Below are 25004 nucleotides of genomic sequence, written 5' to 3' on the forward strand. Positions count from 1 at the left end.
TGGCCCTCATCCTGAGCAGCGCGGTGCGCATCTCGAAGGATGAGGGTCATTTTTTGTTAGACCGCCTTGTTAGGCGATGCTTGTTAGCCAGGTTTTGTTAGTGCGGGAGTTGCATCTTTATCGATGCGTTCTTCTGGGATGCTCCTCGGGATGAGGACCAATTTCGAGCGGATTGACTGATGTCCACCAAGCAATGTTACTACGACACGCTGGGAGTCGAGCGCACCGCCAATGATGCGGCTCTGAAGACGTCGTTTCGCAAGCTTGCGATGAAGTGGCATCCCGACAAGAATCCGGGCGATGCGTCCGCCGAAGTCAAGTTCAAGGAAATTGCCGAGGCCTACGACGTTCTCAAGGACGGCGACAAGCGTGCTGCCTATGATCGTTATGGCCATGCCGCCTTCGAGCAGGGCCACGGTGGCGGGGGCGGTCCGGGCTTCGGCTCCGGCTTCGCCTCATCCTTCTCCGATATTTTCGAAGACCTGTTCGGCATGGCCGGACAGCGCAGCGGTGGCCGCAGCGGCGGTCGCGAGCGCGGGGCAGATCTCCGCTACAACATGGAAATCACGCTGGAGGAGGCTTACTCCGGCAAGACCGCACAGATCGAGATTCCGGTCGCTGTGACCTGCGAAGCCTGCTCCGGTACCGGCGCCAAGACCGGCACCAAGCCGAAGGCCTGTTCAACCTGCGGCGGTGCCGGGCGCGTCCGCCAGGCCCAGGGCTTCTTTACGTTGGAGCGTACCTGCCCGAGCTGCCAGGGCCGTGGTCAGATGATCGAGGATCCTTGCCCGAGCTGCTCCGGCGCCGGCCGCGTCGAACGCGAGCGCACGCTCTCGGTCAATATTCCGGCAGGCGTCGAGGACGGCACCCGCATTCGCCTCGCCAATGAAGGTGAAGCCGGAACGCGGGGCGGACCGTCCGGCGATCTCTACATTTTCCTGTCGCTCGCGTCGCACGACTTCTTCCAGCGCGATGGCGCCGACCTGCATTGCCGCGTGCCGATCTCGATGGTGACCGCTGCGCTGGGCGGCGAATTCGAGGTGCCGACCATCGACGGCGGTCGCAACAAGGTCAAGGTTCCTTCGGGCACCCAGTCCGGTCGCCGTTTCCGCGTCACGTCAAAGGGCATGCCGGTGCTGCGCTCGCGCCAGACTGGCGACATGTATGTCCAGGTCGTCGTGGAAACGCCGCAGAACCTGACGAAAAAGCAGCAGGAGCTGCTGGCCGAATTCGAAAAACTGTCTTCGGGTGCAACGCAACCTGAAGCAGCGGGTTTCTTCACTAAGGTCAAGGACTTCTTCGGAACGCGGGCGGGCTCCTGACGTTGGAAGCTTGACCGTTTCTATTGTTGCCTATACCTCTTTATGACGAAATTCTGACGTTCCGCACGTTCCGCGGTCTGCCTGGAAGCGACATGCCTCTGCACTCGTCCGCGCGTACGTTGAAGAAGCCGCTCCGTCTCGACGACGAGGTCCGCTTCCTCCGTTCATGGATCGACAAACCTCTGCACATGGGCGCCGTGATGCCGTCGGGCAAAGCTCTTGCCCGCACCATGGCGCAATATGTCGATAACGACGCGACCGGTCCGGTCATCGAACTTGGACCCGGCACCGGCGCGATCACCTCTGCGCTCGTGGCGCATGGGGTGGACCAGAAGCGTCTGGTGCTCGTCGAATTCAATCCCACCTTCTGCGCGCTGCTGCGCGAGCGCTATCCGCAGGCGACGATCGTTCAGGGCGACGCCTACACATTGCGCGACACGCTGTGGGACGTGCTGAAAGAACCTGCTTCCGCCGTCGTCTCCGGCCTGCCACTGGTCACCAAGCCGATGCTGACGCGCCTCAAGCTGATCCGCGATGCCTTCACGGCGATGAAGCCGAACGCGCCCTTCGTGCAATTCACCTATTCGGTGGCGCCGCCGATCCCGAAATCGCTGCCTGGCGTGTCCACAGAGGCCTCGGAGCGGATCTGGATGAACCTTCCGCCGGCCCGCGTCTGGGTGTATCGCAAAGGCTAGTGCCGACCGCGATCGCGCGGCGGCTTCGCCCCGACGATCGGAATTATGGCTGCGATCAAGATCCTCGTTATTCCCGGCTCGCTGCGCACGGGGTCGCTGAATGCGAAACTGGCGGCCGTCGCCATCGATGCGCTGGTCCGCGCCGATGTCGATGTCACCAGGATTTCGCTCGGCGACTTTCCGCTGCCGATCTATGACGGCGATCTTGAGAGCAATTCCGGCGTGCCGAAACATGCGCTCGATCTGAAGCGCATGATATCGGCGCATCATGGTGTGTTGATTGTGACACCCGAATACAATGCATCGCTGCCGCCGCTGGTGAAGAACACGATCGACTGGGTCTCGCGCGTGGAAGACGCGCCTGAGAGCAAGGGCTTGGTGTTTCGCGAGCGGCCGTTTGCTATTGCGGCGGCTTCGAACGGACGGCTTGGCGGTGCGCGCTGTTTGCAGGCCCTGCGGCTGGTGCTGTCGGCGTGTCGCGCAATGGTGATCCCGAACCAGCTCACGCTGGCTTTCGCCGGTGAGGCCTATGACGATATGGACCGGCTGAAACACGCCGCCGACAAGGATGCGATGACGGCGATGGTGCGCCAGCTCATCGATGTCGCGCAGCAGATGAAGTGAGACGAGATGACGTTGCAAACCATTGATCCCCGCGACCGCCTGATCGTCGCGCTTGATTTGCCCGATGTGGACGCGGCAGAAGCGATGATCGCGCGACTGGGCGACAGCGTGAGTTTCTACAAGATCGGCTATCAGCTCGGCTATGCCGGCGGCCTGCCGCTGGTGCGCAAGCTCGCCGATGCCGGCAAAAAAGTATTCGCCGACCTGAAGATGCATGACATCGGCAACACCGTTGCGCGCGGGGTCGAGAGCGTCGCGAAACTCGGCGCGAGCTTCCTCACCGTCCATGCCTATCCGCAGACCATGCAGGCGGCCGCCAACGCAAGCAAAGGATCCGGCTTGAAGATCCTCGCGGTGACGGTGTTGACCTCCTACGACAATGAGGATCTGAAAGCTGCTGGTTACCAGCTCGGTGTCAGCGATCTCGTCGCCGCGCGCGCGCAGCAGGCGCAGGCGCTTGGCATTGATGGTCTCGTCTGCTCGCCGGAAGAGGTCGCGAACCTGCGCAAGCACATTAAGCCCGAGATGTGTCTGGTGACCCCTGGCGTGCGCCCCGCGGGCAGCGATGCCGGCGATCAGAAGCGGATCATGACGCCGGCCCGCGCGATTGCCGAAGGTTCGGACTATCTGGTGGTCGGCCGTCCGGTCATGGAAGCCGCCGACCCGAAGGCTGCGGCCGAGGCGATCGTCGCCGAGATCACACAGGCGCTGGCGAACAAGTAAGAGCGAGACGAGGGAGATAGACGATGGCTAAAGCTTACTGGATTGCGCGCGTCGACGTGCACAATATGGACGGTTACAAGCAATACGTGGCCGAGAACGGCCCGGTCTTCAACAAATTCGGAGCCAGGTTCCTGGTGCGCGGCGGCCAGTTCGAGGCCAAGGAAGGCACCTCGCGGTCGCGCAATGTGGTGCTCGAATTCAAGGACTACCCGACTGCGCTGGCCTGCTACAATTCGCCGGAATACCAGCGGCTGGTGGCCATGCGTAGCCCGCACGGGGAAAGCGATCTCGTGATCGTCGAGGGGTACGACGGTCCGCAGCCTTAATCGGCTGGGCCTTAAGCATGTGTTTGATCTGATTGGTATCTAAGGACTTTAGGTACCGTGGATGTGTTGCCGCCGTGGCAGCGCGCCGCTATACCGCCTTAAGATACTGAGGATCGTTCAATGTCCGATATGAGACTGATTGTTGCTGGCGCCGGCGGCCGAATGGGCCGCGCGCTGATCCGCACCATTTCCGAAACCCCGGGCGCTGTCGTTGCCGGTGCGCTGGAAGCGCCGGGGTCCGCATTGCTAGGACAGGATGCCGGCGTGCTCGCCGGCCTGCCGGAGAACGGTGTCAAACTCTCGGCCGACCTCTGGACGCTGTCGAAGGATGCCGATGGCATTCTCGATTTCACCGTTCCTGCGGCAACCATCGCCAATGTTGCGATCGCAGCCCAGCGTGGCCTCGTCCATGTGATCGGTACCACCGGCCTGTCGGCATCGGATAACGCGGTGATCAAGAGTGTGACAGGTCAGGCCATCGTCGTGCAGTCGGGCAATATGAGCCTTGGCGTTAATCTGCTCGCCGCGCTGGTAAAGCGTGTCGCGCAGTCGCTCGATGATGGCTTCGATATCGAAGTGCTGGAGATGCATCACAAGGCCAAGATCGACGCGCCGTCGGGCACGGCTTTCATGCTGGGTCAGGCTGCTGCCGAAGGCCGCAAGATTCCGCTCGAGCAACATTCGGCGCGTGGCCGCGATGGCCTCACCGGCGCGCGCAAGACCGGCGATATCGGCTTTGCGTCGCTCCGCGGCGGCACCGTCGCAGGCGACCACACGGTGATCTTCGCCGGTCCTCATGAACGCATCGAGCTGTCGCACAAGGCCGAGGATCGCCTGATCTTCGCCCATGGCGCACTGAAGGCGGCGATGTGGGCGCATGGAAAAAAGCCCGGTTTGTATTCGATGGCTGACGTGCTCGGCCTTGGTGAAATGTAAGAAGAACGAAACGGAATTCTCGATGAACGAACGTCTTCTCGTCCTCGTCCGTCACGGGCAGAGCGAATGGAATTTGAAGAACCTTTTCACCGGCTGGAAAGATCCTGATCTCACCGAGAAGGGCGTCGCCGAGGCCAAGGAAGCCGGCCGCAAGCTGAAGGCGCAGGGTCTGACATTTGACGTTGCCTTCACCTCGGCGCTGACCCGCGCACAGCATACGCTCAATCTCGCACTGGAAGAGATGGGCCAGACCGGCCTACCGATCACCAAACATCTGGCACTTAACGAGCGCGACTACGGCGACCTCTCAGGTCTCAACAAGGACGATGCCCGCGCCAAATGGGGCGAGGAGCAGGTCCATGTCTGGCGCCGTTCCTATGACGTGCCGCCGCCCGGTGGCGAAAGCCTGAAGGATACGCTGGCCCGCACACTGCCGTATTTCGTGCAGGAGATCCTGCCTTGCGTGCTGCGCGGTGAGCGCACGCTGGTCGCCGCGCACGGCAATTCGCTCCGTGCATTGATCATGGTGCTGGAGAAGCTGACGCCGGAAGGCATTCTGGCCCGCGAACTCGCGACCGGTGCGCCGGTGATCTACCGGCTCAATGCCGATGCGACGGTGGCGTCGAAACTCGATCTGGCGGGTTGAGTACTTTCAGTCGTCATTCCGACGAGCGAAGCGAGACCAGATTGCTTGGCTTCGCTCGCAGTGACGTGGCGAGGCATGACCTCTAATCAGCCCCGACCTGCCCGGCCTCCCAGCCGATCATCGCCTGTTTGCGGGTGATACCCCAATGATAGCCTGTCAACGCGCCGGATTTGCCGAGTGCGCGGTGACAGGGTACCACGAAGGAGATCGGGTTGCGGCCCACTGCGCCGCCAACGGCGCGTGAAGCCTTCGGCTTCTCGATCTTGCACGCGATGTCTGAATAGCTGACGGCGCGGCCCATCGGGATCTTCAGCAGCGTCTCCCAGACACGGACCTCGAAGTCGCTGCCGATCAGCACGACCCGCAGCGGCTCGTCCGGTCGCCACAGTTTGGTATCAAAGATACGCCGCGCCAGCCTGGCCGTGCCAGCGGTGTCCTCGATCAATGTGGCCGCCGGCCAGCGCCGGCTCATGTCGGCGAAAGCGCGCTGCTCGTCGCCTGGATCGGAGAAAGCGAGACCCGCAAGGCCGCGGTCGCTGGCGATCACGATCGCTGTGCCGAATGGCGAGGGATGGAAGCCGTAGCGCAACTCCATGCCGGCGCCGCCGGTTTTCCATTCTCCGGGTGACATCGCTTCATGGGTGACGAACAGGTCGTGCAGTCGGCCCGGACCGGAAAGGCCGGAGTCGAGCGCTGCATCGAGGACGCTGGCGGAATCGCGCAGCAGGTGCTTGGCGTGATCGAGCGTCAGCGCCTGCATGAATGCTTTCGGTGTCAGTCCGGCCCAGCGACGAAACAGGTGGTGCAGCTCGTCCGGCGTCACGCTCGCGGCGTCCGCGACGGCCTCGATATTCGGCTGGTCCCGCCACTGTGAGTGCATGAAGCCGATGGCACGGCGCACGGAATCGTAATCGCGCAGGGCCGCATCGCGCTGGCCCGGCTTGATCGGGCGATGCTCAGTCATCGCTAGGTCTCTGGCAAGATTCATCATGATATCGATGTAGGCCTGCGCCCGTGCGCAAACCACCCGATTTCCGACCTGATATCACCACAGGCATCATGCCACCGGATTGTAGGTCGGACCGCGTTTGGCTGCCTGCAAGGCAGCAACTAAGTCTTTGACGAAGCTTGCTTTTTCCTCAGCGCCCAGAAACCGCGCGATCGAGACCCGGCGGCCACGCGAGACCAGAAAAAGTTGCTCGATGCCGAATTCGGCGTGGCAGACCTGATCGAGCTGCACCCAGAGCGGATTGAACGCCCATTCCACGACGTCGCCCCGTGGGCTGACCCGGCGCACGCGGATTTCCGACGGCGTGACGGTGATCTCTTCGGTGGCCCCGGAGCGTCTGTCGTAGATCCTGAAGGCGATATAGATCGCCAGCAGGTCGAGGCCGAAAAAGCCGAGCACCGGCCAGGCGCCCATTAACAGGAAGGCCATCCCTGCGCCGAACGAGACTGCGCTGATGAAACCCATAAGCACGAGGAAGCCCTTGCGACCCAGCGCGCGATGCGGACGCAACAGCGCGCTGAACAGCATCGGTTCCTGCAGGACGTCAAAGTCGTTGCCTGATGTCATGGTCCCTCAGTATATCCCTTTGATGCCGAAAATCACCCGCAACCTCCCCGCCAGCACGAAATCCAGTCCTGCAAAGAGGGTTGTAGCGAAAGCGGTCAAGGCACCTGCGAAGAAGATAGCCAGGTCGAAGCCTATCAAGCTGAAACCCATCAAGTTGAAACCTTGGACCAAAGCCCAGGTCCATGAAGCCTTCTCGCGCTTCCGCAAGGCCAATCCCGCGCCCAAGGGCGAACTTGAACATCTTAATCCCTACACGCTGCTGGTCGCCGTGGTGTTGTCGGCGCAGGCGACCGACGCCGGCGTCAACAAGGCCACGCGCGCGCTTTTTCCCATCGCCGATACGCCGCAAAAGATGATCGATCTCGGCGAAGAGACGGTGCGCGAATACATCAAAACCATCGGCCTCTATCGCACCAAGGCGAAGAACGTCATCGCGCTGTCGGAAAAACTGATCCGTGATTTTGGCGGTGTCGTGCCGCGCACCCGTGCCGAGATCGAGTCACTGCCGGGGGCAGGGCGCAAGACCGCCAATGTCGTGCTCAACATGGCGTTCGGCGAACACACGATGGCTGTAGATACCCATGTATTCCGCGTCGGCAATCGCACCAACATGGCGCCGGGCAAGAACGTGCTGGAGGTCGAGCTCGAGCTGGAGCGCGTGATCCCTGCTGAGTTCATGCTGCATGCCCATCACTGGCTGATCCTGCATGGCCGCTATACGTGTCTCGCGCGCAAGCCGCGCTGCGAGGTTTGCCTGATCAACGATCTGTGCCAGTGGCCGGAGAAGACGGTGGTCTAGGTCACCGTGAGTTTTGTCACACGTCTCGGCTCGATCAGCTCCGGCCGTGGGCCGCTCAATCGCTTGTGCATGTGAACCATGAAGGCCATGCCGAATAGCGGCGTGGCGAGGTTGATGATCGGAATTGAGACGAAGGCTGCGATGAACAGGCCGGCGGTGAACACCGTCGCCGCGTGATGCTTGCGCATCGCCTTGGCATCTGCGGGCGAGCGGAACCGCATGGCGGCGAGCTCGAAATATTCGCGGCCGAGCAGCCAGGCTGTGGCAATGAAGAAGACGATGAAACCGACACCAGCGAAGAACACGAAGGGTAGTGCGATCAGATAGACCACGATGGTCAGCAACGCCGTCTTGCCACCTTCGGTGATGGCGAGCCCGAACGGCAATGCGACGCCGACACGCTCCGCAGGATAGTGCTCGCGCTCGACGATATCGGCGACGTCATCGACGAACACGCTGGCGACCAGTGACGTAATTGCCGGCATCAGAAAGATTGCGCCGGCGACGACGCTGAGACCGGCGGCGATCGACAAGGTCCAGGACAGAACATTGATCATCGTGTGGTAGTCCGAGCCTATCGTGCTCTCGGCCCAGACGCCGCCCGAGGTGGCGGCCCAGTTCAATAGCCGCTGCATGCCGATCGCCAATACAGTGATTAAAACCAAGGCAAGCCCGATCGACTTCCACAGGATGCTGCGCATCGGTGGTGACAGAATTTGCGATAGCGCCTTGGCAGCAGCAACAAGCATCCGATTTTCTCCTGCAATTACGAAAACGTAACCGTTGCGAAGTTGTCAGACAAGTGCAGCGCAGCATCGACTTCTTCACTGGACGGATAAATAGAAAGAGGTAGTCTCAAGAAAAATAGTCATCAGGGAGGACGACGTCTTGATCACCAAGGGTACCCGTGCGCTTGTTTTTGCCACCGCCGCTTCCGGCTTGTTTCTGACCGCAGCGCCCGCCTTCGCGCAGCAAAGCATCACTGTGTGGTTCAGCAAGGGGTTCTACAAATCCGAAGATGAATCGCTGCTGGCGGCGATCAAGAAGTTCGAGGACAAGACCAAGATCAAGGTCGAACTCTCGCAATATGCCATTCAGGACATGATCCCGAAGACTGTGGCGGCGCTGGATTCCGGCACGCCGCCGGATGTCGCCTATGCCGACACTTATGATGTGCAGGCCTCCGGCAAATGGGCCTTCGAGGGCAAGTTGGAAGATCTGACCGACATTCTCGCGCCGATGAAGGACAAGTTCGCGCCGAACACGGTCGAGACCGCCTACCTGATGAACGGTCAGACCAAGAAGAAGGCCTATTATGGCTTTCCGCTGAAGCAGCAGTCGATGCATGTTGAGATCTGGAGCGACATGCTTCAGCAGGCCGGTTTCAAGATCGATGACATTCCAAAGGACTGGAAAGGCTATTGGTCGTTTTGGTGCGACAAGGTGCAGCCCGCTTACCGCAAGGCTACGGGCAGCCGTGCCTATGGCGTTGGTCAGCCAATGGGCGTGGAGTCCACGGACTCGCTGCAGTCGTTCTACACCTTCATGGACGCCTATAACGTCAAGCTGGTGGACGATGACGGCAAGCTGCTGGTGGATGATCCCAAGGTCAAGGAAGGCCTGATCGGCGCGCTCCGGGATTACACCGACACCTATGTAAAGGGCTGCACGCCGCCGTCCTCGACGACGTGGAAGGACCCCGACAACAATGTCGCCTTCCATAACAAGAGCATCATCATGACCCACAACTTCACGATTTCGATCGCGGCGAAGTGGTTCGAGGATTCGCAGAACCAGACACTGACACCGGAGCAGCGCGCGGCCGGCAAGAAGGCCTATGAGGAAACGATCGTCACGGCATCGTTCCCGCTAAAGCCGGACGGCACGCCGATCAAGTATCGCTCCGACGTCAAGACGGGGATGATCTTCTCGCAGTCGAAGAACAAGGCGGGCGCCAAGGAGTTCGTCAAGTTCCTGATGGAAGAGGAAAATCTCGGCCCCTATGTCGAGGGCGCGCTCGGCCGCTGGTTCCCGGTGACGAAGGCCGGACAGGCAAGCCCGTTCTGGCAGGCCGATAAACATCGCAAGGCGGTTTACACCCAGTTCACCGGCGGCACCTCGTCGTTCGATTTCGTGAAGAACTACAAGTTCACGATCCTGAACAACGAGAACGTCTGGGCCAAGGCGATGAATCGCGTGGTCAGCGAGAAGGTGCCGGTTGAGAAGGCCGTCGATGAGTTGATCGCCCGCATCAAGGAAGTCGCGGGTTAGTCCGAGACAAAGCCGGCCGCCCCTCGCGGCCGGCTTTTGCAATGGTGCACAGCATGGCCACAATCGCCTATCCCGCTCCCGCCGAGACGCTGCCACGCCGGCCGTGGTCGGCGCGGCTGAGCACGCCGCAGGTCTGGGGCATCGTGATGATCGCGCCCTATCTGCTCGTGTTCCTGGCTTTCGTCGTCTATCCGATCGGTTATGGCTTATGGCTGGCGCGCCATCCTGCGAGCTATGTCGCGCTCTATAACGATCCGGTGTTTGCGCGTGCGGTCGTCAATACGCTGATCTTTCTTGTCATCGGCATCAATTTCAAAATGCTGGTGGCGCTGTTTCTGTCGGGCTTCTTCGTGCAGTCGCGCACATGGATTCGCTGGCTGTCGGTGCTGTTCATCCTGCCCTGGGCGGTGCCATCGATTCCGACCATCCTGTCCGTGCGATTCATGTTCAATCCCGAATGGGGCGTGATCAATAATCTGATTTTCAAATTCACCGGCGAGGATGGGCCCAACTGGCTGAATGACCCTGCCATGGGCCTGACGCTGGCGATTCTGGTGCACATCTGGAAGTCGCTGCCGTTCTGGACGCTGATCCTGATGACCGGGCGTCTGGCAATCTCGACGGACATGTTCGAGGCCGCCGATGTTGACGGCGCCAGCTGGTGGCAGAAATTCCGCTTCATCACCTGGCCATCGATGCAGACGCTGTATCTTACCTGCACGCTGCTTTCGATGATCTGGACGCTTGGCGACTTCAACAGCGTCTATCTGTTGACGGGAGGCGGGCCAGCCGATCTCACCCATGTTCTGTCCACGTTGGGGATTCGCTATCTCCGCCTCGATCAGCTCGACATGTCGATGGCATCCATTGTTTGCGCCATGCCGCTGGTGCTGCCGCTGGTCTATTTCATGATGAAACGGCTCTCTCGATGAAAGGGTCTCCGCGATGAGAGTGCCATCCCTGCGCGAAGCCGGCACCGAAGCGCGACTGCTGCTGATCGGCATTCCGGTGCTGATCTGGACGCTGATTCCGATCTACCACATGTTCCTGTTCGCGATCTCGCCGAAGCAGGATGCGTTTGCGGGCAAGTTGTGGCCCGACCATCCAACGTTGAACAATTTCAGGATCGTGTTCAATCAGCAGCATTATTTCTTGCGCGATTTCTGGGCGCAGTTCGGCAATTCGGTGGTGATAGCAGTTGCCGTGGGCGCGCTGACGCTGGTGATCGCAACATCGGCAGCCTTTGCAATTTCACGGCTGCGCGTGCGCGGCGGCCGAACGGTGATGAACCTCGCATTGTTCACTTACTTTATTCCAGCGGCGTTCCTCGCGGTGCCGATGTATCGCACGATGGGCAATTACGGTCTGCTCAACAATCACTGGTCGCTGATCCTGGCGATGGTCACCATTGCTTCACCCTACGCGATCTGGGTGCTCAAGCAGGCGTCGGACAAGCTGCCGCTTGAGCTCGACGAAGCCGCCATCATGGACGGCGCAACGCCGCTGCAACTGTTCCGTATGGTCTATGTGCCGCTGATGCTTCCGTCGCTGGTGGCCGTCGGTACCTACGCCCTGCTGCTTGCCTGGAACGAATATCTCTACGCATTCCTGCTGCTGTCGAAGGATACCGAGATCACGCTTCCCGTTGCGCTCGGCAATTTCCTTGCCGCCGACGACTCGCCCTGGGAATTGCTGATGACCACCGGCTTCATTTACGCGCTGCCACCGGCTGCAGTCTATTATGTGTTCCGGCGCTATATGGTTGGCGGATTGACGGCGGGCGCGGTGAAATCCTGAGCCGGATCAGGCCACCAGCCTGATCCGGGGATTTATGGTCACTTCCTCGCCAGGAAATTTCGTTTCCGCACCAGCCGTTTCAGAACTGAGCGCCGGCGCGCTGGCGGGCTCCGGAAACGGACCGAAAGCACCCGCTACCTCCGGGAGCGGCTTCTGCTTGTCGGCCCAATGCAGTGCCGTGTAGTCGAAGCCGAGTTCGATGGTTGGCTTGACCACTTCGAAATAGGGCGAGATGTCGAAATCCCTCGGCATATACAGCGAAGAATCGCGGATGTGCAGGATCTCGCGGCGTGCCTGACGGCTGCCGCCACGGGTGATCTTCGGCAGGATAGGATAGCGCACGGCATCGAAGGCCTGTGCGATCAATGCCGAGCAAATGATCTTGGTGGGATCGCCGGATCCGAAAGCGATCATGCGTCGCCGCCAGCGCTGCGGTATCGGCAGCGGAATCAGAAAGCGCATCAGATCCAGAATATTCTTGGTGTCGTAGCCGAAGCCGATGCGGTTGATGGCATAGCGGCACACCGTGGTGCGGTCTTCATAGGACAGTCCGACCGGGCGGCAAACCCGCGTGTGATATGGAAAGTACTTCGACAGCGGCATAGACGTCACGCCTTCGCCGATATTGGCCTCGATGAGCACATGCGGTTCGCCATCGGGCTCCATCGCGCCTTCGATCGGCCCGACATAGAGCGCGGCGTGCGACCAGGTCGATTGCGTCAGATACTTGATGATGCCTGAGATGTGGTTGTTGCCTTCGACCAGCAACACGTCGCCTTCCCGGATCACTTCGCGCAGGCGCTCAGGATCGCTCGGCGTAAACGGCTCATAGCCGGGCAGCTCTTTCTGCAGATACCTGGCGATCAGTTTCCCGACCGTATCGAGCATGAGGCCCATGATGGTTACTCCCCCGGTGCGATTCGTATCGACCGCTTTCCCTGGCTTCATCATGGTCGCAAGCCATTGCAATTTGGTTCATGCCTCTGCGGCACTGGTGACGATTGATTCACCACGACGGTTGCTGCACATCCTCGAATACGGCAAGGTTCGCGGGACGTTCTCATGCATCACAAAGTTTCGGAAACCATGTCATGACAATTTCGCGCCGCGATTTCCTGTCGGCGTCTGCGGCATTGACGCTTGCGCCGCTGTTTGGCGCAAGGGCATTGGCTGCGTCTTTACCGCGCGATGCTGACATTGTCGTGATCGGCGCAGGTGCGGCAGGCATCGCCGCAGCCCGCCGCATCCAGGCGGCGAACCGCAAAGTGATCGTGGTCGAAGCCTCCAACCAGATTGGCGGCCGCTGCGCAACGGATTCCACCAGCTTCGACGTTCCGTTCGATCGCGGGGCGCGCTGGCTGCACACGCCCGAAACCAATGCGCTGGTGAAGTTGGCGCGTCCTGCAGGTATTGATGTCGCACCGTCGCCGCCGAGCCAGAAGTTGCGCATCGGGCGTCGCAATGCCCGCGCCGGCGAGACCGAGGAATTGCTCGCCGCGGTAGTGCGCGCCAATCGCGCCATCGACGAGGCAGCGCGCCGTGCCGACATCTCCTGCGTTGCGGCGCTGCCGAAGGACCTCGGGGACTGGGCGGGCACGATCGATTTCTTGCTCGGGGCCTATGCGACCGGTAAGGACCTGAAGGATCTCTCGACGCTGGATCTTTCTCGCGCACAGGATCGTGCCATCGATGTTGCCACCCGCCAGGGGCTCGGCGCGCTGATGGGCAAACTCGGCGAGACCGTCCCGGTGGCGCTGTCGACGCCTGCGACGCGCGTGACGTGGAGCGGTCGCGAGATCGGCGTTGAAACGGCATCGGGCCGTATCGGCGCGCGTGCTGTCATCATCACCGTGTCGAGCAATGTGTTGTCGTCCGGTGCGATCAAGTTCACGCCGGAACTGCCGAAGCGTCAGTTCGATGCCGCGGCAAAACTCAGTCTCGGCAGTTACGACCGCATTGCGCTGCAGTTTAATGGCAACCCGCTTGGGCTCGGTCGCGACGAGCTGATGGTCGAGCAAAGCATCAATGCGCGGACCGGTGCGCTGTTTGCGAATATTGGCGGGTCATCGCTGTGTACCGTCGATGTCGCTGGCGCATTCGGCCGCGATCTCGCAGCCCAAGGTGAAGCTGCGATGGTGGCTTTCGCGGTCGAGTGGTTGACGAAGCTGTTCGGCTCCGATCTCAAGGCGGCGATCAAGCGTTCGGCAACCACGCGCTGGAATGCATCGCCGTTCGTGCTTGGTGCCATGTCAGGCGCAGCGCCGGGCGGACAGGCTTCACGCCGTATTCTCTCCGAACCGATGGGAAATTTGTTCCTCGCCGGCGAAGCCACGCACGAAACATTGTGGGGCACGGTCGATGGCGCATGGGAAAGCGGCGAGCGCGCAGCAGAGGCCGCGCTCAAGAAGATCGGCGCCATGAAAGAGCTCGAGCCGGAAAAGCCATTGCGGGTCAAGCAGCGTCGGCAGCGATCGAGCGGAGGTGGGGCCGAGTAGTCGCGACGTGAGGCTGCGATTGGCGCTACACCGGTAGCGCCAGCTGCATCAGATCCTTGGCAACGATGATCTTGCCGGAAAAATTCTTTCGCGCGCCTTCGATCCAGTCCTCGTCCGTGACTTCGGGATCGTCGCCCGGCACGAAATGGCTGAGCACCAGCACCTTCACACCGGCTGCGGCGGCGATGCGGCCGACATCCTCGGTGGTGGTGTGGCTCTCCATCAAATGCTTTTTCAGTGTCGCGCCGTTCTTCGTTTTGATCACCAGCCGGTCAACAGCAGGCACGTAAAGTGCCTCATGCACCAGCACGTCCGCTCCCTTGGCGAACTCTGCGAGTTTCGGGTTGTAAGCGGTGTCGCTGGAGAACACGATGACGCCGTCGGGCGTCTCGAATTTGTAGGCGAAGTTGTCGACGATCGGCGGATGCGGCGTGCGGAATGCCGTCACCCTGACGTTGGCGGTCTGCAGCACCACGCCATCCTCCGCGATATCCTTGGCAATGAGCAGCGGCCGCGGATCGGGGCGACCTTCATCTTCGATGCGGGTATCAACGTCGAATTTGTTCAACTCCCAGTAAGTCCGGGTCATTGCCTCGATGCCCTTGGGGCCGAACGAGTGGATCGGTGTCGAGAGGCCTGCGGCCCAGGCATTGTAGAACAGGTTGCCGTATTCCAGATTGTGATCGGAATGGTGGTGGCTGATGAAGATGTACTTCACCGAGGGAATAGGCACGCCGGCATTGACCAGTTGCCGGCTGACGCCCATGCCGCAATCGATCACGAACGGCGTGTCGTTGACCACAACGAGGTTAGCGGGATTGGATGCACCGACGCCGACGCGCGGGCCGCCTTTGGTGCCGAGAAATATGATCCTGGTGCGCGGTTTTGTCAGCGTCTGCGCCAGCGCGGGGCGCGCCGCGAAGACCACGGCGCCGGCAGCAGCAAACTTCAGCATGTCGCGGCGATCGATCATGGTCTTCTCCCGTTGTTCTTGAATTGGAGAGACCCTAGCGCCGTGCCGGCTGGCGCCGCAAGTCACGCAAGCGTCAGTGAAATATCCCGTCGAACAGCGGCAGGCTGATCAGCGCCGAGACGGCGATCAGCGTGTAGCAGATGCGGCGGAACAGCTCGTCGCTGGCCTTGCCGAACAGTTTCGAGCCGATCCACAGGCCAAGTCCGAATACCGGCCCGGTGATCACGGCGAGCCCGAGGATGGCCGTGCTCCACAATCCGCCGATCGTGTAGCTGATGATGATCAGCACGTCGGCGATGGCGAAATACAGAATGATGTTTGCGCGCGTGACGGCGGCCACGGCCGCGTCACGCAGCCAATACATGACCACTGGCGGGCCCCCGAGCTGTGCCAGTCCGCCGAAGAACCCGGCGAGACCGCCAACGCTGACCGTCACCGGTACGGTCGGCTTGCCCGGATAACGCCAGCCGCAGATCAGCAGTGTTAGCATCGTGACGATGAGCGCGACGATACCCCAGCGGATGGTGAGCGGATCGGCCCAGGCCAGGGCCATCGTGCCAAGCGGCACGCCAATGAGTGCGCCCAGCGAAATGATGCTGACGTCGCGCCTGTCGGCTCGTCTTGCGGCGTTCGGGATCAGCGTCAGCGTGGTCGAGAAGTCGATCAGCAGCAGCAAGGGCGACGCGATCTGCGCGCCGGCCACGCTCGAGGCGAGCGGCATGAAGATCAGCGCCGAACCGAAGCCCGAGAACCCGCGGGCCAGTCCGGCGATGAAGGCTGTCACTGTGATGAAGACGAGCGACGTGGTCGAGTATTGGACCAGGCCAAGCGTCTCCATCATGCGCGTAACGTACCGCCCGTTTTCTTCGTCACTTCAGCCACGATCTTTGCCGCCACCGCGTCGATTTCCTGATCGGTCAGGGTCTTCTCGCGTGGCTGGATCGTCACCGCGATGGCTACCGACTTCTTGTCGTCGTCGATGCCCTTGCCCTCATAGACGTCGAACACGGTCACACCGGTGACCAGCTTCTTGTCCACGCCGGCTGCGGCACGCACGATGTCGCCAGACAAGACCTTGCGATTGACGATGAAAGCGAAATCGCGCGACACCGGCTGGAACGCCGAAAGCTCGAGCGTCGGCTTGGCGCGCGTCGCCTTCTGCTTGGCGTCGGGAATGCGGTCGAGGATCACTTCGAACGCCATCACCGGGCCGTCGGCACCGAGTGCCTCGAGTGCGCGCGGATGCAACTCGCCGAAATAGCCGAGGATGTTCTGCGGTCCGATCTGGATCGTGCCGGAGCGACCTGGATGCAGCCAGTCGGCACCACCGGCGACGATCTGCAATGCCTGCATCGGTGCACCCGCGGCTGCGAGAACTGCAAATGCATCGGCCTTGGCGTCGAGCGCGTTCGCAGCGCTGGCGCCTGACCAGTGACGGCCGTTGCCTGCCGACGATGCAAGGCCGCGCCGCACGCCGGAGGCGGCCATGAACTGATCCTGTGGGCGATCACCACGGAAGATCTGGCCGACTTCAAACAGTGCGAGGTCGGACGAGCCGCGATGCGCATTGGCCTGCGCTGCTGCGATAAGGCCTGGCAACAGGCTCGGGCGCATGTCGGAGAGGTCAGCCGCGATCGGATTGGCCAGCGCCAGTTCGGGCGCACCGCCGCCGAAGACTTCGGCGTGGGGCTTCGAAATGAACGACCACGTCACGGCCTCGACGAGACCACGCGCCGCCAGTCCGCGTTTGGCGCGCCGGGTACGCTGCTGAATCTGCGTCAGCACGGGCTTGCGCGGGGCGTCGCCACGTGGGAACGGCGTCATCGGCACCTTGTCGACGCCGACGATGCGCATGATCTCTTCGACGATATCCGCCTTGCCGGTCACATCGCTGCGCCATGATGGCACGGCGACTTTCACCACGGGGCCGCTGCCCGCCACCATGAAGCCGAGATGCGTCAGGATGCGTCGCATCTCCGGGAACGGCACGTCGATGGCGGCGAGGCGCTTCACCTCGGCAATCGGGAAATCGATCAGGCGATCGTCGCCATAGCTCTTGCCGACCACGACGCTATCTGACGGCGTGCCGCCGCACAGTTCCATCACCAGCCTGGTCGCCAGTTCGAGGCCGGGCACCATGAAGGCCGGGTCGACGCCGCGCTCGAACCGATAACGCGCATCGGAATTGATGCCGAGCCTGCGGCCGGTCTGCGCGATATTGATCTCGTTCCACAGCGCGGATTCGATCAGGACGTCGGTGGTTTCTTCCGAACAGCCCGACGCTTCGCCGCCCATGATGCCAGCGAGCGACTCGACGCCATGGTTGTCGGCGATGACGCAGGCCTTGCTGTCGAGCGTATAGGTCTTGCCATCCAGCGCGAGCAGCGTTTCGCCGTCGCGGGCACGGCGTACCACGATATCGCCCTTCACCTTGGCCGCGTCGAACACATGCAGCGGACGTGCGCGGTCGAAGGTCAGGAAGTTGGTGATGTCGACCAGCGCATTGATCGGGCGCAGACCGATCGAGGTCAGCTTCTTCTGCAGCCAATCGGGAGAAGGGCCGTTCTTGACGCCGCGCACGAGACGCAGCGCGAAGCCCGGGCACAATGTCGCGTCTTCGACGGTGACTTTGATGGGGCAGGGGAATTCCCCCTTGATCGGCTTGATACCGGGATTCTTGAACACGCCCATGTCGGCCGCGGCAAGATCCCTGGCGATGCCGGAGACGCCGGTGCAATCCTGGCGATTGGGCGTCAGGTTGATCTCGATGACGGGATCGCCGAGCTTGGCCCAATCGGGATAGATCGCGCCGACAGGCGCATCGGCAGGCAGTTCGATGATGCCGTCGACATTGTCCGGCAGGCCGAGTTCACCGGCCGAGCACAGCATGCCCTGGCTTTCGACACCGCGGATGTTGCCGAGGCCGATGGTGAAATCCTTGCCCGGGATAAAAGTACCCGGCCTGGCGAGGACGGTCTTTAGCCCAGCGCGTGCATTCGGCGCACCGCAGACGATCTGCAGCGGCTTTTCGTCGCCGGCATTGACGGTGCAGACACGCAGGCGGTCAGCATTGGGATGCTGCACGGCCGTGACGATCTCGGCGATCGTGAAGGGCTTCAGAAGCTTCGCCTTGTCGTCGATATGCTCGACCTCAAGACCGATCATGGTGAGCTTGTCGGTCAGCGTCTCGAGCGACTCGTCGGTGTCGAGATGATCCTTCAGCCAGGAGAGGGAGAATTTCACGTGCTCAGTCCTCCGGCCAGTGTCGGTACTTCAAGCGGCTTAAAGCCGTAGTGATTGAGCCAGCGCACGTCGCCTTCGAACAACTGGCGCAGGTCGGCCATGCCGTATTTCAGCATCGCGATACGGTCGATGCCCATACCCCAGGCGAAGCCTTGATACACATCGGGATCAATGCCGCAGGCCCGCAGCACATTTGGATGCACCATGCCGCAGCCGAGAATTTCGAGCCAATCCTCGCCTTCGCCGAAACGGATCTCGTTCTTGTCGCGTCGGCACTGGATATCGACTTCCAGCGACGGCTCCGTGAACGGGAAGAACGACGGGCGGAAACGCATATTGACGTTATCGACCTCAAAGAACGCCTTGCAGAATTCGTGCAGGATCCATTTGAGGTGGCCGAGATGTGAGCCCTTGTCGATGACCAGGCCTTCCACCTGATGGAACATCGGCGTGTGGGTCTGGTCCGAGTCGCTGCGATAGGTGCGCCCCGGGCAGATCACGCGGATCGGTGGTTGCTGGCTCAGCATGGTGCGCACCTGCACGGGGGACGTATGCGTGCGCAGCAGCAGGCGTGAGCCGTCTTCCTTCGGATTGAAGTAAAAGGTGTCGTGCATCTCGCGGGCCGGGTGGCCCTCGGGGAAGTTCAGCTTGGTGAAGTTGTAGTCGTCGGTCTCGATATCCGGACCCTCGGCGACGGCGAAGCCCATATCGGCGAAGATCGTCGTCAGCTCGTCCCAGGTCTGGCTGAGGGGATGAATGCGGCCGAGTTCGGCGGGACCATCGCGCAGCGGCAGCGTGACGTCGATGGTCTCGGAAGCGAGACGTGCATCGAGGGCGGCGGATTTCAGCACATCGCGGCGCGCGGTCAGCGCCTGCGTAACGGTGTCCTTGGCCAGGTTGATGGCCGCGCCTTCGGTCTTGCGTTCTTCCGGCGTCATCTTGCCGAGAGTCGACAACAGCGCGGAGATCGAGCCCTTCTTGCCGAGTGCGCCGACACGGACGGCTTCGATGGCCGCTTCGTCGGAAGCATTGGCAATATCGGCCAGGATATTTTGTTGGAGTGTCGTCAGATCGGACATCAGCAACCTCGATGAGAGAGGCGGGCGCCTCTTGCTGTCTTCGCGTCCGACGGAAGGCCGGGCACCAGCTTCTACAGCACGGGTATCACAGGGATTAAGACGTCAATGGCCGGGACAGGAGCGTGTGAACGCTTCTGCCCGGCCATGACAATGTCGATGAATACGCGGAGCGTAGAGAGCTTAGGCTGCGAGAGCAGCCTTGGCCTTCTCGGCAATCGCGTTGAACGCCGCCGGCTCGTTGATCGCGAGATCCGAGAGCACCTTGCGGTCGACAGTCACGCCGGACTTGGCGAGACCGTTGATAAACACGCTGTAGGTCATGCCGAGCGGACGGACGGCAGCGTTGAGACGCTGGATCCAGAGCGCGCGGAACGTACGCTTCTTGCGCTTGCGATCGCGGAACGCATATTGGCCGGCCTTGTCGACGGCGGCCTTGGCGGCGCGGATGGTATTCTTGCGGCGACCACGGAAACCCTTGGCGGCCTTGTAGACTTTCTTATGCTTGGCGTGAGCCGTCACACCGCGTTTTACGCGAGCCATGACTGATCTCCTTCATCTGAAATAACAAAAGGGGTGATATCCGCCGCAATCAAGCGGCGTAAGGGCGATCAGGCGTTTGGCAGAAAGTACTGCTTGATGTTGTCGCCATCGGTCTTGAACAGCACGCGGGTGCCGCGGAGCTGACGAATCTGCTTCTTCGTCCGCTTGATCATACCGTGGCGTTTGCCGGCATGGGCGGCCATAACCTTACCCGTTCCGGTAACTTTAAAGCGCTTTTTGGCGCCCGACTTGGTCTTCAGCTTGGGCATTTGGCTCTCCTATGGCCACGCAGAAAGCGCCCCGAGGGGCGTTGCGTAGGCTAAAATGCTCGTTAGAGCGTTGAAAATGCTCAACTAACCGCCGTTTGCGGAAAGTCAGCACAGTCGTCGACACGGCAGCCCTTAATCAGCCGGGCGACGAAGGTTGGGCTTATGGCAGAGGAATGCCCCGATGGCAACGATTAACGCGGCTCAACACTCTGTTTAGCGCATGGCTTCAGACTGGTCCGAACGGGCCCGGATGCCTATGTAACCCGAACCAGAGAAACAGAGAGACGACGACAATGGCCCGGAATACACGTGCCGCCGCAAGGGCGGTTGCCATCCAGCAAAATGCCGCTGCTCAGACCGCCACCCGTTGGATGTTCGTCGCCGCGGGTCTTGCCGCCGCCATCGCGCTGGCCGGTGCACTCGCCATCATCTCGGGCTAACCCGTCCGGTTTCGATTGATCTCTGAACACGCTTCCAAAGAAAAAGGCCCGCCAAAACTGACGGGCCGAAATCCCTCGTTGCCAAGTCGCCGCTGTGATCAGCGCGGTGCCAGCACCATCACCACCTGACGACCTTCGAAGCGCGCGTCCTGCTCCACCTTGGCGTATTCGGCGACGTCTGCTTTGACCTTGTCGAGCAGCTTGGTGCCGATTTCCTGGTGCGCCATTTCGCGGCCACGGTAGCGCAAGGTGATTTTGACCTTGTCGCCTTCTTCGAAGAAGCGCTGCATCGCGCGCATTTTCACGTCGTAGTCATGATCATCGATCATCGGGCGGAGCTTGATCTCCTTGATTTCGACGATCTTCTGCTTTTTGCGGGCCTCGGCGGCTTTCTTCTGCGCCGAATATTTGAATTTCCCGTAGTCCATGATCTTGCAGACGGGAGGATTCACGTTCGGCGAAATCTCGACCAGATCCATACCGGCTTCCATTGCCATCTTGATCGCAGCAATGGTTTCCACGGTGCCGTGGTTGAGGCCGGTCTGATCAATCAGCTGGATCTGCAGATTGCGAATTTCATCGTTGGTGCGCGGCCCGTCTTTGGTTGCGGCGGGCGGGGCTCTGTTGGGACGGCGAATGGGTAACTCTCCAATGTTGTGAAGGAAGGCCGCAGTGTGAAGGAATAAGGCGTTTCGAGCAAGCAAACTCACGCCATATGGCGCCAAATCACTCAAATACGAGGCAATTTCGTCACGCGAAAGGCCATCACGCGTCGCGCCCCGCTGACATTGCTCAAATAGAGTTCTCCGGATCGTTCTGCAAGCCGCGGTTGATGGAAGCGCAACGCGGCACTGGGGTGGGTGTTCCAGAGGATATGGAGGTTTAGGGATCGGCGTTGACGATCCCGACCTGCTCAATCAAATAGCAAGCGGCATTTTGAGGTCGAACAAGGATAGTTTGATGAGCACAACGGTATCGACCGACCCTACCTTCATCACTGTCGGCGCCGCCGGCAACAACCGCCAGATCGCCATGCGGGTCCGCGATGGCGGAACACCGGGCCTGTTCTGGATGAGCGGCTTCAAATCCGACATGCAGGGCGGCAAGGCGGTGGCGCTCGATGCCTGGGCCGCCGAGCACGGCCGGGCCTGTGTACGTTTCGACTATTCCGGCCACGGTGAATCCGGCGGCGATTTCGTCGATGGCACCATCGGTCAATGGCTGGAGGATAGCCTCGCGGCGTTCGATGCGGCCTGCCAGGGTCCGCAAGTGGTGATCGGCTCGTCGATGGGGGGCTGGATGGCGTTGCTGCTGGCGCGTGCGCTGGCCCGGCGCGGCAAAGTAGGGCGCGCGACGCTGAAGGGCTTGGTGCTGATCGCGCCGGCGCCGGATTTCACCGAAGAGCTGATGTGGAAGGGCTTCTCTCCGGAAATTCGCGCGGAGATCGAGACTGCCGGCCAATGGCTGCGCCCGTCGGAATATGGCGAGCCCTACCCGATCACGCGACAGTTGATCGAAGAGGGACGCAATCACCTGCTGCTCGGCGGCACGATCGATGTCGGTTGCCCCGTCCGGATCCTGCAGGGCCGGCAGGACCCCGACGTGCCGTGGCAACACGCTTTCCGACTGGCAGAACGGCTGCCGAGCGAGGATGTCGTGTTGACCATGATCCAGGACGGTGATCATCGGCTGTCGCGCCCGCAGGACATTGCGCGACTATTGTCGGCCGTGGCGGAGTTTTGATTGCGTCACCCGCGCGGTTGAATAGGCTCGCCTGAAAAGAGCGATCAATCAGCGGGAGGAACTTGGGATGGATGCCACGGCGATGCTGCGCGCATTTTGCGATGCTGTCGAACAGCGTGACGGCCAGAGCTTCGCGGCGCTCTTTACCGAGGACGGCGTCTATCACGACGTCTTTTACGGTGTGTTCGAAGGCCGCGCCAAAATCGCCGACATGGTCGATGACTGGTTCTATCGGACCGCCGACGATTTCCGCTGGGACATGCACAGGCCGGTAAGCGACGGTACCACGCTCTATGCGCGCTATACGTTCAGCTATCGCTCGAAACTCCCCGAAGCCGATGGCGGTCGCGCGATGTTCGAAGGCGTTGCGATCATGACGCTGCGTGACGGCAAGATCGTGAGCTATCACGAAGTGGCCAATACGGCGCCGGCCTTCGTCGATCTGCATTTCGCGCCGGACCGCATCGCCAAGATCGTCGGCAAGCAGGGGGCAGCGCTTAGAGCGCGGCCGGAGATGGCGCGGCATCTGACAAACTGAGCGCGAGTTGCCATTCGTCGCAGACGCTCTCGTCCTGTTCGGCATCGGCGAGTTGCGAGGCTAGCGCAGCAAATCCGTCCGCAGGCATCAATTGCGACAGCGCCCATATCGCAGCCCCGCGCACCACTGGGCTTTCGTCATCGAGTAGCCGCTGCGCTTCGCTCATCAGCGACAGGTCGTTCGAATTGCCAATGGCGATCAGCACGTTGCGGACGAATCGGTTGCGGCCGATGCGCTTCACGGGCGACTTCGTGAAGAACGCCCGGAAAGCCGCATCGTCGAGCCGCGCCAATTCAGCTAGCGACGGCGCGCGCAATTCATCGCGCGCGGCGAGTTTGATCTCGCGGCCTTCTTGCGCAAACTTGTTCCATGGGCAGGCAGCGAGGCAATCGTCGCAGCCATAGATGCGGTTGCCCATGGGTTTGCGGAACTCGCGGGGTATCGGGCCTTTGTTCTCGATCGTGAGATAGGAAATGCAGCGTCGCGCATCGAGCTTGTAGGGCGCGGGAAAGGCCGCGGTCGGGCAGCTGTCGAGACAGGCCTGGCACGAGCCGCAATGATCGACCGCGCGCGCGTCGCGCGGCAGTTCAAGCGTGGTGAAGATCGCGCCGAGGAACAGCCACGACCCGAATTCGCGCGACACGAGATTGGTGTGCTTGCCCTGCCAGCCCAGACCGGCCGCGCCGGCAAGCGGCTTCTCCATCACGGCGGCTGTATCGACGAATACTTTGACGTCGCCGCCAGCCTGCGCGATCAGCCAGCGTGCCAAAAGCTTCAGGCGTTTCTTGATGAGGTCATGATAGTCGTCGCCGCGGGCATAGACCGAGATCGCGGCATGCGAGCGTTGCTTCAGGATTTCGAGCGGGTTCTCGTCCGGTCCGTAATTGACGCCGAGCATGATGACGGAGCGGACGTCCTGCCACATTACCTTCGGGTCGGCGCGACGGTCCGGATTGTCGGCCAGCCACTCCATGTCGCCATGGGCGCCGGTATCAAGAAATTCCTGCAATCGCTCGCGCACGCCGGCGATGGCATCGGGATCGGTGATTCCGATCGAATCGAAGCCGAGCGTCAATGCCTCGCGGGTCAGCGTCTCTCTGAGATCCGTGGGAAGCGCACCGCGTTCACCGTCAGCGGTTGTGTTCAGAAATCGAGATCCACGTAGGTCCGCGATGCTGGCACGCCCGCCAGCCATTCGCTCAACAGCGGTCGGAACGACGGACGGGATTTCACCCGCGCGTACCACGCCTTCGCTGCGTCGTCCTCGCTCCATGGCACATCGCCCAGATAGTCGATCGCCGACAGATGGGCTGCCGCGACCAGATCCGCATAAGTCAGTCGGTCACCGGCCAGGAAATTGCGCGTCCGCGCCAGCCAGCCGATATAGGCCAGATGATAGCGCACATTTGCGGTGGCTGCGCGAATCACATCCATCGCCGGCGCACCGCCGCCGACTTCTTCGCTCATGAAGCGCTTGTAGATCCGTTCCGTGACCAGGGGGCCGGACGCTTCCTCGAAGAACTTTTCGTTGAACCACGCCATCAGCCGGCGCACTTCGATGCGTTCCGCCATCGAGACCGGCAGTAATCGGCGGTCTCCTACGTCTGGCCCATGTGTTTCGTCGATATATTCGGCGATGATCCCGGCACCGGGAATGGGCGGAAAACCGTCGGTGAGCAGCACAGGCGTAGTTCCCGCGGGATTGAGCGCCAGGAATGCCTCGCGACGATCCCACGGCCGTTCGTCCACCAGCGTGAGGTCGAGTCCGTATTCGCCGAGTACGAGACGAATGAAGCGGGAATGCGGGCAGAACGAATGATGGTAGAGCGTGTACATGCGGGCCTTGATAGTTATGCGATCTTAAGAAAGCGTCTCGGTTGCGTCGGTGGTAAAAGTGTCACGCGGCGCGCGCCAAACTAGCGAAGCTTGGCTCTGAGGCAACCCGCGAATGTGATGGTATTTGCGATTG

General features: G+C 61.3%; 28 protein-coding genes. 15 read left to right on the forward strand and 13 right to left on the reverse strand.

The annotated features are described in order from the left end of the window. Positions 1 to 179 precede the first annotated feature (179 nt). From dnaJ to AC1RLZ_RS16295, 7 genes are all read left to right on the forward strand, one after another. Positions 180 to 1322, forward strand: a complete 1143-nt coding sequence (gene dnaJ, locus AC1RLZ_RS16265; protein ID WP_493189442.1) for a molecular chaperone DnaJ — start codon at positions 180 to 182, stop codon at positions 1320 to 1322. Positions 1323 to 1414: 92 nt separating this feature from the next. Next, positions 1415 to 2017 (forward strand): class I SAM-dependent methyltransferase, encoded by a 603-nt coding sequence (locus AC1RLZ_RS16270; RefSeq protein ID WP_371423436.1) that lies wholly within the window; start codon positions 1415 to 1417, stop codon positions 2015 to 2017. 45 nt (positions 2018 to 2062) lie between these two features. After that, positions 2063 to 2641: an NADPH-dependent FMN reductase gene (locus AC1RLZ_RS16275; RefSeq protein ID WP_493189443.1), complete on the forward strand. Its 579-nt coding sequence runs from the start codon at positions 2063 to 2065 to the stop codon at positions 2639 to 2641. A 6-nt stretch (positions 2642 to 2647) separates the two neighbouring features. After that, complete coding sequence (gene pyrF, locus AC1RLZ_RS16280) at positions 2648 to 3364, forward strand: orotidine-5'-phosphate decarboxylase (protein WP_493189444.1); 717 nt, start codon at positions 2648 to 2650, stop codon at positions 3362 to 3364. A gap of 23 nt (positions 3365 to 3387) precedes the next feature. Beyond that, positions 3388 to 3690 (forward strand): DUF1330 domain-containing protein, encoded by a 303-nt coding sequence (locus AC1RLZ_RS16285; RefSeq protein WP_493189445.1) that lies wholly within the window; start codon positions 3388 to 3390, stop codon positions 3688 to 3690. Between the two features lie 120 nt (positions 3691 to 3810). Beyond that, positions 3811 to 4626: a 4-hydroxy-tetrahydrodipicolinate reductase gene (dapB, locus tag AC1RLZ_RS16290; RefSeq protein WP_371423439.1), complete on the forward strand. Its 816-nt coding sequence runs from the start codon at positions 3811 to 3813 to the stop codon at positions 4624 to 4626. A gap of 22 nt (positions 4627 to 4648) precedes the next feature. Beyond that, the gene (locus AC1RLZ_RS16295) at positions 4649 to 5272 is read left to right on the forward strand and encodes a 2,3-bisphosphoglycerate-dependent phosphoglycerate mutase (RefSeq protein WP_493189446.1); all 624 of its coding nucleotides are present in this window, start codon (positions 4649 to 4651) and stop codon (positions 5270 to 5272) included. Between the two features lie 82 nt (positions 5273 to 5354). Here AC1RLZ_RS16295 and AC1RLZ_RS16300 read toward each other — a convergent pair whose 3' ends face one another. Both AC1RLZ_RS16300 and AC1RLZ_RS16305 read right to left on the reverse strand, forming a co-directional pair. Next, on the reverse strand, positions 5355 to 6236 hold the full coding sequence (locus AC1RLZ_RS16300) for a methylated-DNA--[protein]-cysteine S-methyltransferase (RefSeq protein WP_493189447.1): 882 nt from the start codon (positions 6234 to 6236) through the stop codon (positions 5355 to 5357). Positions 6237 to 6329: 93 nt separating this feature from the next. Then, a complete protein-coding gene (locus AC1RLZ_RS16305; RefSeq protein WP_493189448.1) occupies positions 6330 to 6848 on the reverse strand; it encodes a DUF2244 domain-containing protein in 519 nt (172 codons plus the stop codon). A gap of 22 nt (positions 6849 to 6870) precedes the next feature. Between AC1RLZ_RS16305 and nth the strand changes: the two genes are divergently transcribed. Then, positions 6871 to 7647 carry an endonuclease III gene (nth, locus tag AC1RLZ_RS16310; RefSeq protein ID WP_493189449.1) on the forward strand — a complete coding sequence of 259 codons (777 nt, stop codon included), beginning with the start codon at positions 6871 to 6873 and terminating at the stop codon, positions 7645 to 7647. On the opposite strand, the gene AC1RLZ_RS16315 is transcribed toward nth, so the two are convergent. Continuing rightward, positions 7644 to 8396: a sulfate transporter family protein gene (locus tag AC1RLZ_RS16315; RefSeq protein ID WP_493189450.1), complete on the reverse strand. Its 753-nt coding sequence runs from the start codon at positions 8394 to 8396 to the stop codon at positions 7644 to 7646. The genes nth and AC1RLZ_RS16315 overlap by 4 nt on opposite strands. Positions 8397 to 8535: 139 nt before the next feature. Between AC1RLZ_RS16315 and AC1RLZ_RS16320 the strand changes: the two genes are divergently transcribed. Genes AC1RLZ_RS16320 through AC1RLZ_RS16330 form a run of 3 tightly spaced genes read left to right on the forward strand, consistent with a single transcriptional unit; the run spans position 8536 to position 11715 of the window. Further along, positions 8536 to 9918, forward strand: a complete 1383-nt coding sequence (locus AC1RLZ_RS16320; protein WP_493189451.1) for an ABC transporter substrate-binding protein — start codon at positions 8536 to 8538, stop codon at positions 9916 to 9918. Between the two features lie 53 nt (positions 9919 to 9971). Beyond that, entirely contained in the window at positions 9972 to 10850 is an 879-nt protein-coding gene (locus tag AC1RLZ_RS16325; RefSeq protein ID WP_371423445.1) for a carbohydrate ABC transporter permease, read from the forward strand. A gap of 13 nt (positions 10851 to 10863) precedes the next feature. After that, entirely contained in the window at positions 10864 to 11715 is an 852-nt protein-coding gene (locus AC1RLZ_RS16330) for a carbohydrate ABC transporter permease (protein ID WP_493189452.1), read from the forward strand. A gap of 6 nt (positions 11716 to 11721) precedes the next feature. Here the strand turns inward: AC1RLZ_RS16330 and AC1RLZ_RS16335 are convergent, their stop codons facing one another. Continuing rightward, on the reverse strand, positions 11722 to 12612 hold the full coding sequence (locus AC1RLZ_RS16335) for a YiiX/YebB-like N1pC/P60 family cysteine hydrolase (RefSeq protein ID WP_493189453.1): 891 nt from the start codon (positions 12610 to 12612) through the stop codon (positions 11722 to 11724). A gap of 194 nt (positions 12613 to 12806) precedes the next feature. On the opposite strand from AC1RLZ_RS16335, the gene AC1RLZ_RS16340 reads away from it, so the two are divergent. Further along, the gene (locus tag AC1RLZ_RS16340) at positions 12807 to 14210 is read left to right on the forward strand and encodes a flavin monoamine oxidase family protein (protein ID WP_493189454.1); all 1404 of its coding nucleotides are present in this window, start codon (positions 12807 to 12809) and stop codon (positions 14208 to 14210) included. A 25-nt stretch (positions 14211 to 14235) separates the two neighbouring features. Here the strand turns inward: AC1RLZ_RS16340 and AC1RLZ_RS16345 are convergent, their stop codons facing one another. The 6 genes from AC1RLZ_RS16345 to rpmI all read right to left on the reverse strand — a co-directional run bounded on the left by AC1RLZ_RS16345 (position 14236) and on the right by rpmI (position 20314). Continuing rightward, the gene (locus AC1RLZ_RS16345) at positions 14236 to 15183 is read right to left on the reverse strand and encodes an MBL fold metallo-hydrolase (RefSeq protein WP_493189455.1); all 948 of its coding nucleotides are present in this window, start codon (positions 15181 to 15183) and stop codon (positions 14236 to 14238) included. A 73-nt stretch (positions 15184 to 15256) separates the two neighbouring features. Then, entirely contained in the window at positions 15257 to 16024 is a 768-nt protein-coding gene (locus AC1RLZ_RS16350) for a sulfite exporter TauE/SafE family protein (protein ID WP_493189456.1), read from the reverse strand. Beyond that, positions 16021 to 18426: a phenylalanine--tRNA ligase subunit beta gene (gene pheT, locus AC1RLZ_RS16355; protein WP_493189457.1), complete on the reverse strand. Its 2406-nt coding sequence runs from the start codon at positions 18424 to 18426 to the stop codon at positions 16021 to 16023. Before pheT ends, AC1RLZ_RS16350 begins: the two co-directional genes overlap by 4 nt. Continuing rightward, positions 18423 to 19505, reverse strand: coding sequence for a phenylalanine--tRNA ligase subunit alpha (gene pheS / locus AC1RLZ_RS16360; RefSeq protein WP_371423452.1), 1083 nt, complete (start codon positions 19503 to 19505; stop codon positions 18423 to 18425). Before pheS ends, pheT begins: the two co-directional genes overlap by 4 nt. Positions 19506 to 19685: 180 nt before the next feature. Next, the gene (gene rplT, locus AC1RLZ_RS16365; RefSeq protein ID WP_068730282.1) at positions 19686 to 20045 is read right to left on the reverse strand and encodes a 50S ribosomal protein L20; all 360 of its coding nucleotides are present in this window, start codon (positions 20043 to 20045) and stop codon (positions 19686 to 19688) included. 68 nt (positions 20046 to 20113) lie between these two features. Then, positions 20114 to 20314, reverse strand: a complete 201-nt coding sequence (gene rpmI / locus AC1RLZ_RS16370; protein WP_068730283.1) for a 50S ribosomal protein L35 — start codon at positions 20312 to 20314, stop codon at positions 20114 to 20116. Between the two features lie 293 nt (positions 20315 to 20607). Here rpmI and AC1RLZ_RS16375 point away from each other — a divergent pair, with 293 nt between their 5' ends. Continuing rightward, positions 20608 to 20754, forward strand: coding sequence for a hypothetical protein (locus AC1RLZ_RS16375; RefSeq protein WP_493189458.1), 147 nt, complete (start codon positions 20608 to 20610; stop codon positions 20752 to 20754). A gap of 98 nt (positions 20755 to 20852) precedes the next feature. Here AC1RLZ_RS16375 and infC read toward each other — a convergent pair whose 3' ends face one another. Continuing rightward, the gene (infC, locus tag AC1RLZ_RS16380; protein WP_371423610.1) at positions 20853 to 21392 is read right to left on the reverse strand and encodes a translation initiation factor IF-3; all 540 of its coding nucleotides are present in this window, start codon (positions 21390 to 21392) and stop codon (positions 20853 to 20855) included. A 322-nt stretch (positions 21393 to 21714) separates the two neighbouring features. Here infC and AC1RLZ_RS16385 point away from each other — a divergent pair, with 322 nt between their 5' ends. Together AC1RLZ_RS16385 and AC1RLZ_RS16390 are read left to right on the forward strand one after the other, a co-directional pair. Then, positions 21715 to 22497, forward strand: coding sequence for an alpha/beta hydrolase (locus AC1RLZ_RS16385; protein WP_493189459.1), 783 nt, complete (start codon positions 21715 to 21717; stop codon positions 22495 to 22497). A 67-nt stretch (positions 22498 to 22564) separates the two neighbouring features. Continuing rightward, positions 22565 to 23035: a nuclear transport factor 2 family protein gene (locus AC1RLZ_RS16390; protein WP_493189460.1), complete on the forward strand. Its 471-nt coding sequence runs from the start codon at positions 22565 to 22567 to the stop codon at positions 23033 to 23035. Here AC1RLZ_RS16390 and queG read toward each other — a convergent pair. Both queG and AC1RLZ_RS16400 read right to left on the reverse strand, forming a co-directional pair. Next, entirely contained in the window at positions 22995 to 24230 is a 1236-nt protein-coding gene (gene queG, locus AC1RLZ_RS16395; protein WP_493189461.1) for a tRNA epoxyqueuosine(34) reductase QueG, read from the reverse strand. The two genes, AC1RLZ_RS16390 and queG, sit on opposite strands and share 41 nt — an antisense overlap. Next, complete coding sequence (locus AC1RLZ_RS16400; protein WP_493189462.1) at positions 24179 to 24871, reverse strand: glutathione S-transferase family protein; 693 nt, start codon at positions 24869 to 24871, stop codon at positions 24179 to 24181. Before AC1RLZ_RS16400 ends, queG begins: the two co-directional genes overlap by 52 nt. Positions 24872 to 25004 lie beyond the last annotated feature (133 nt).

The organism is Tardiphaga sp. GW822-FHT04G09, from assembly GCF_058800725.1.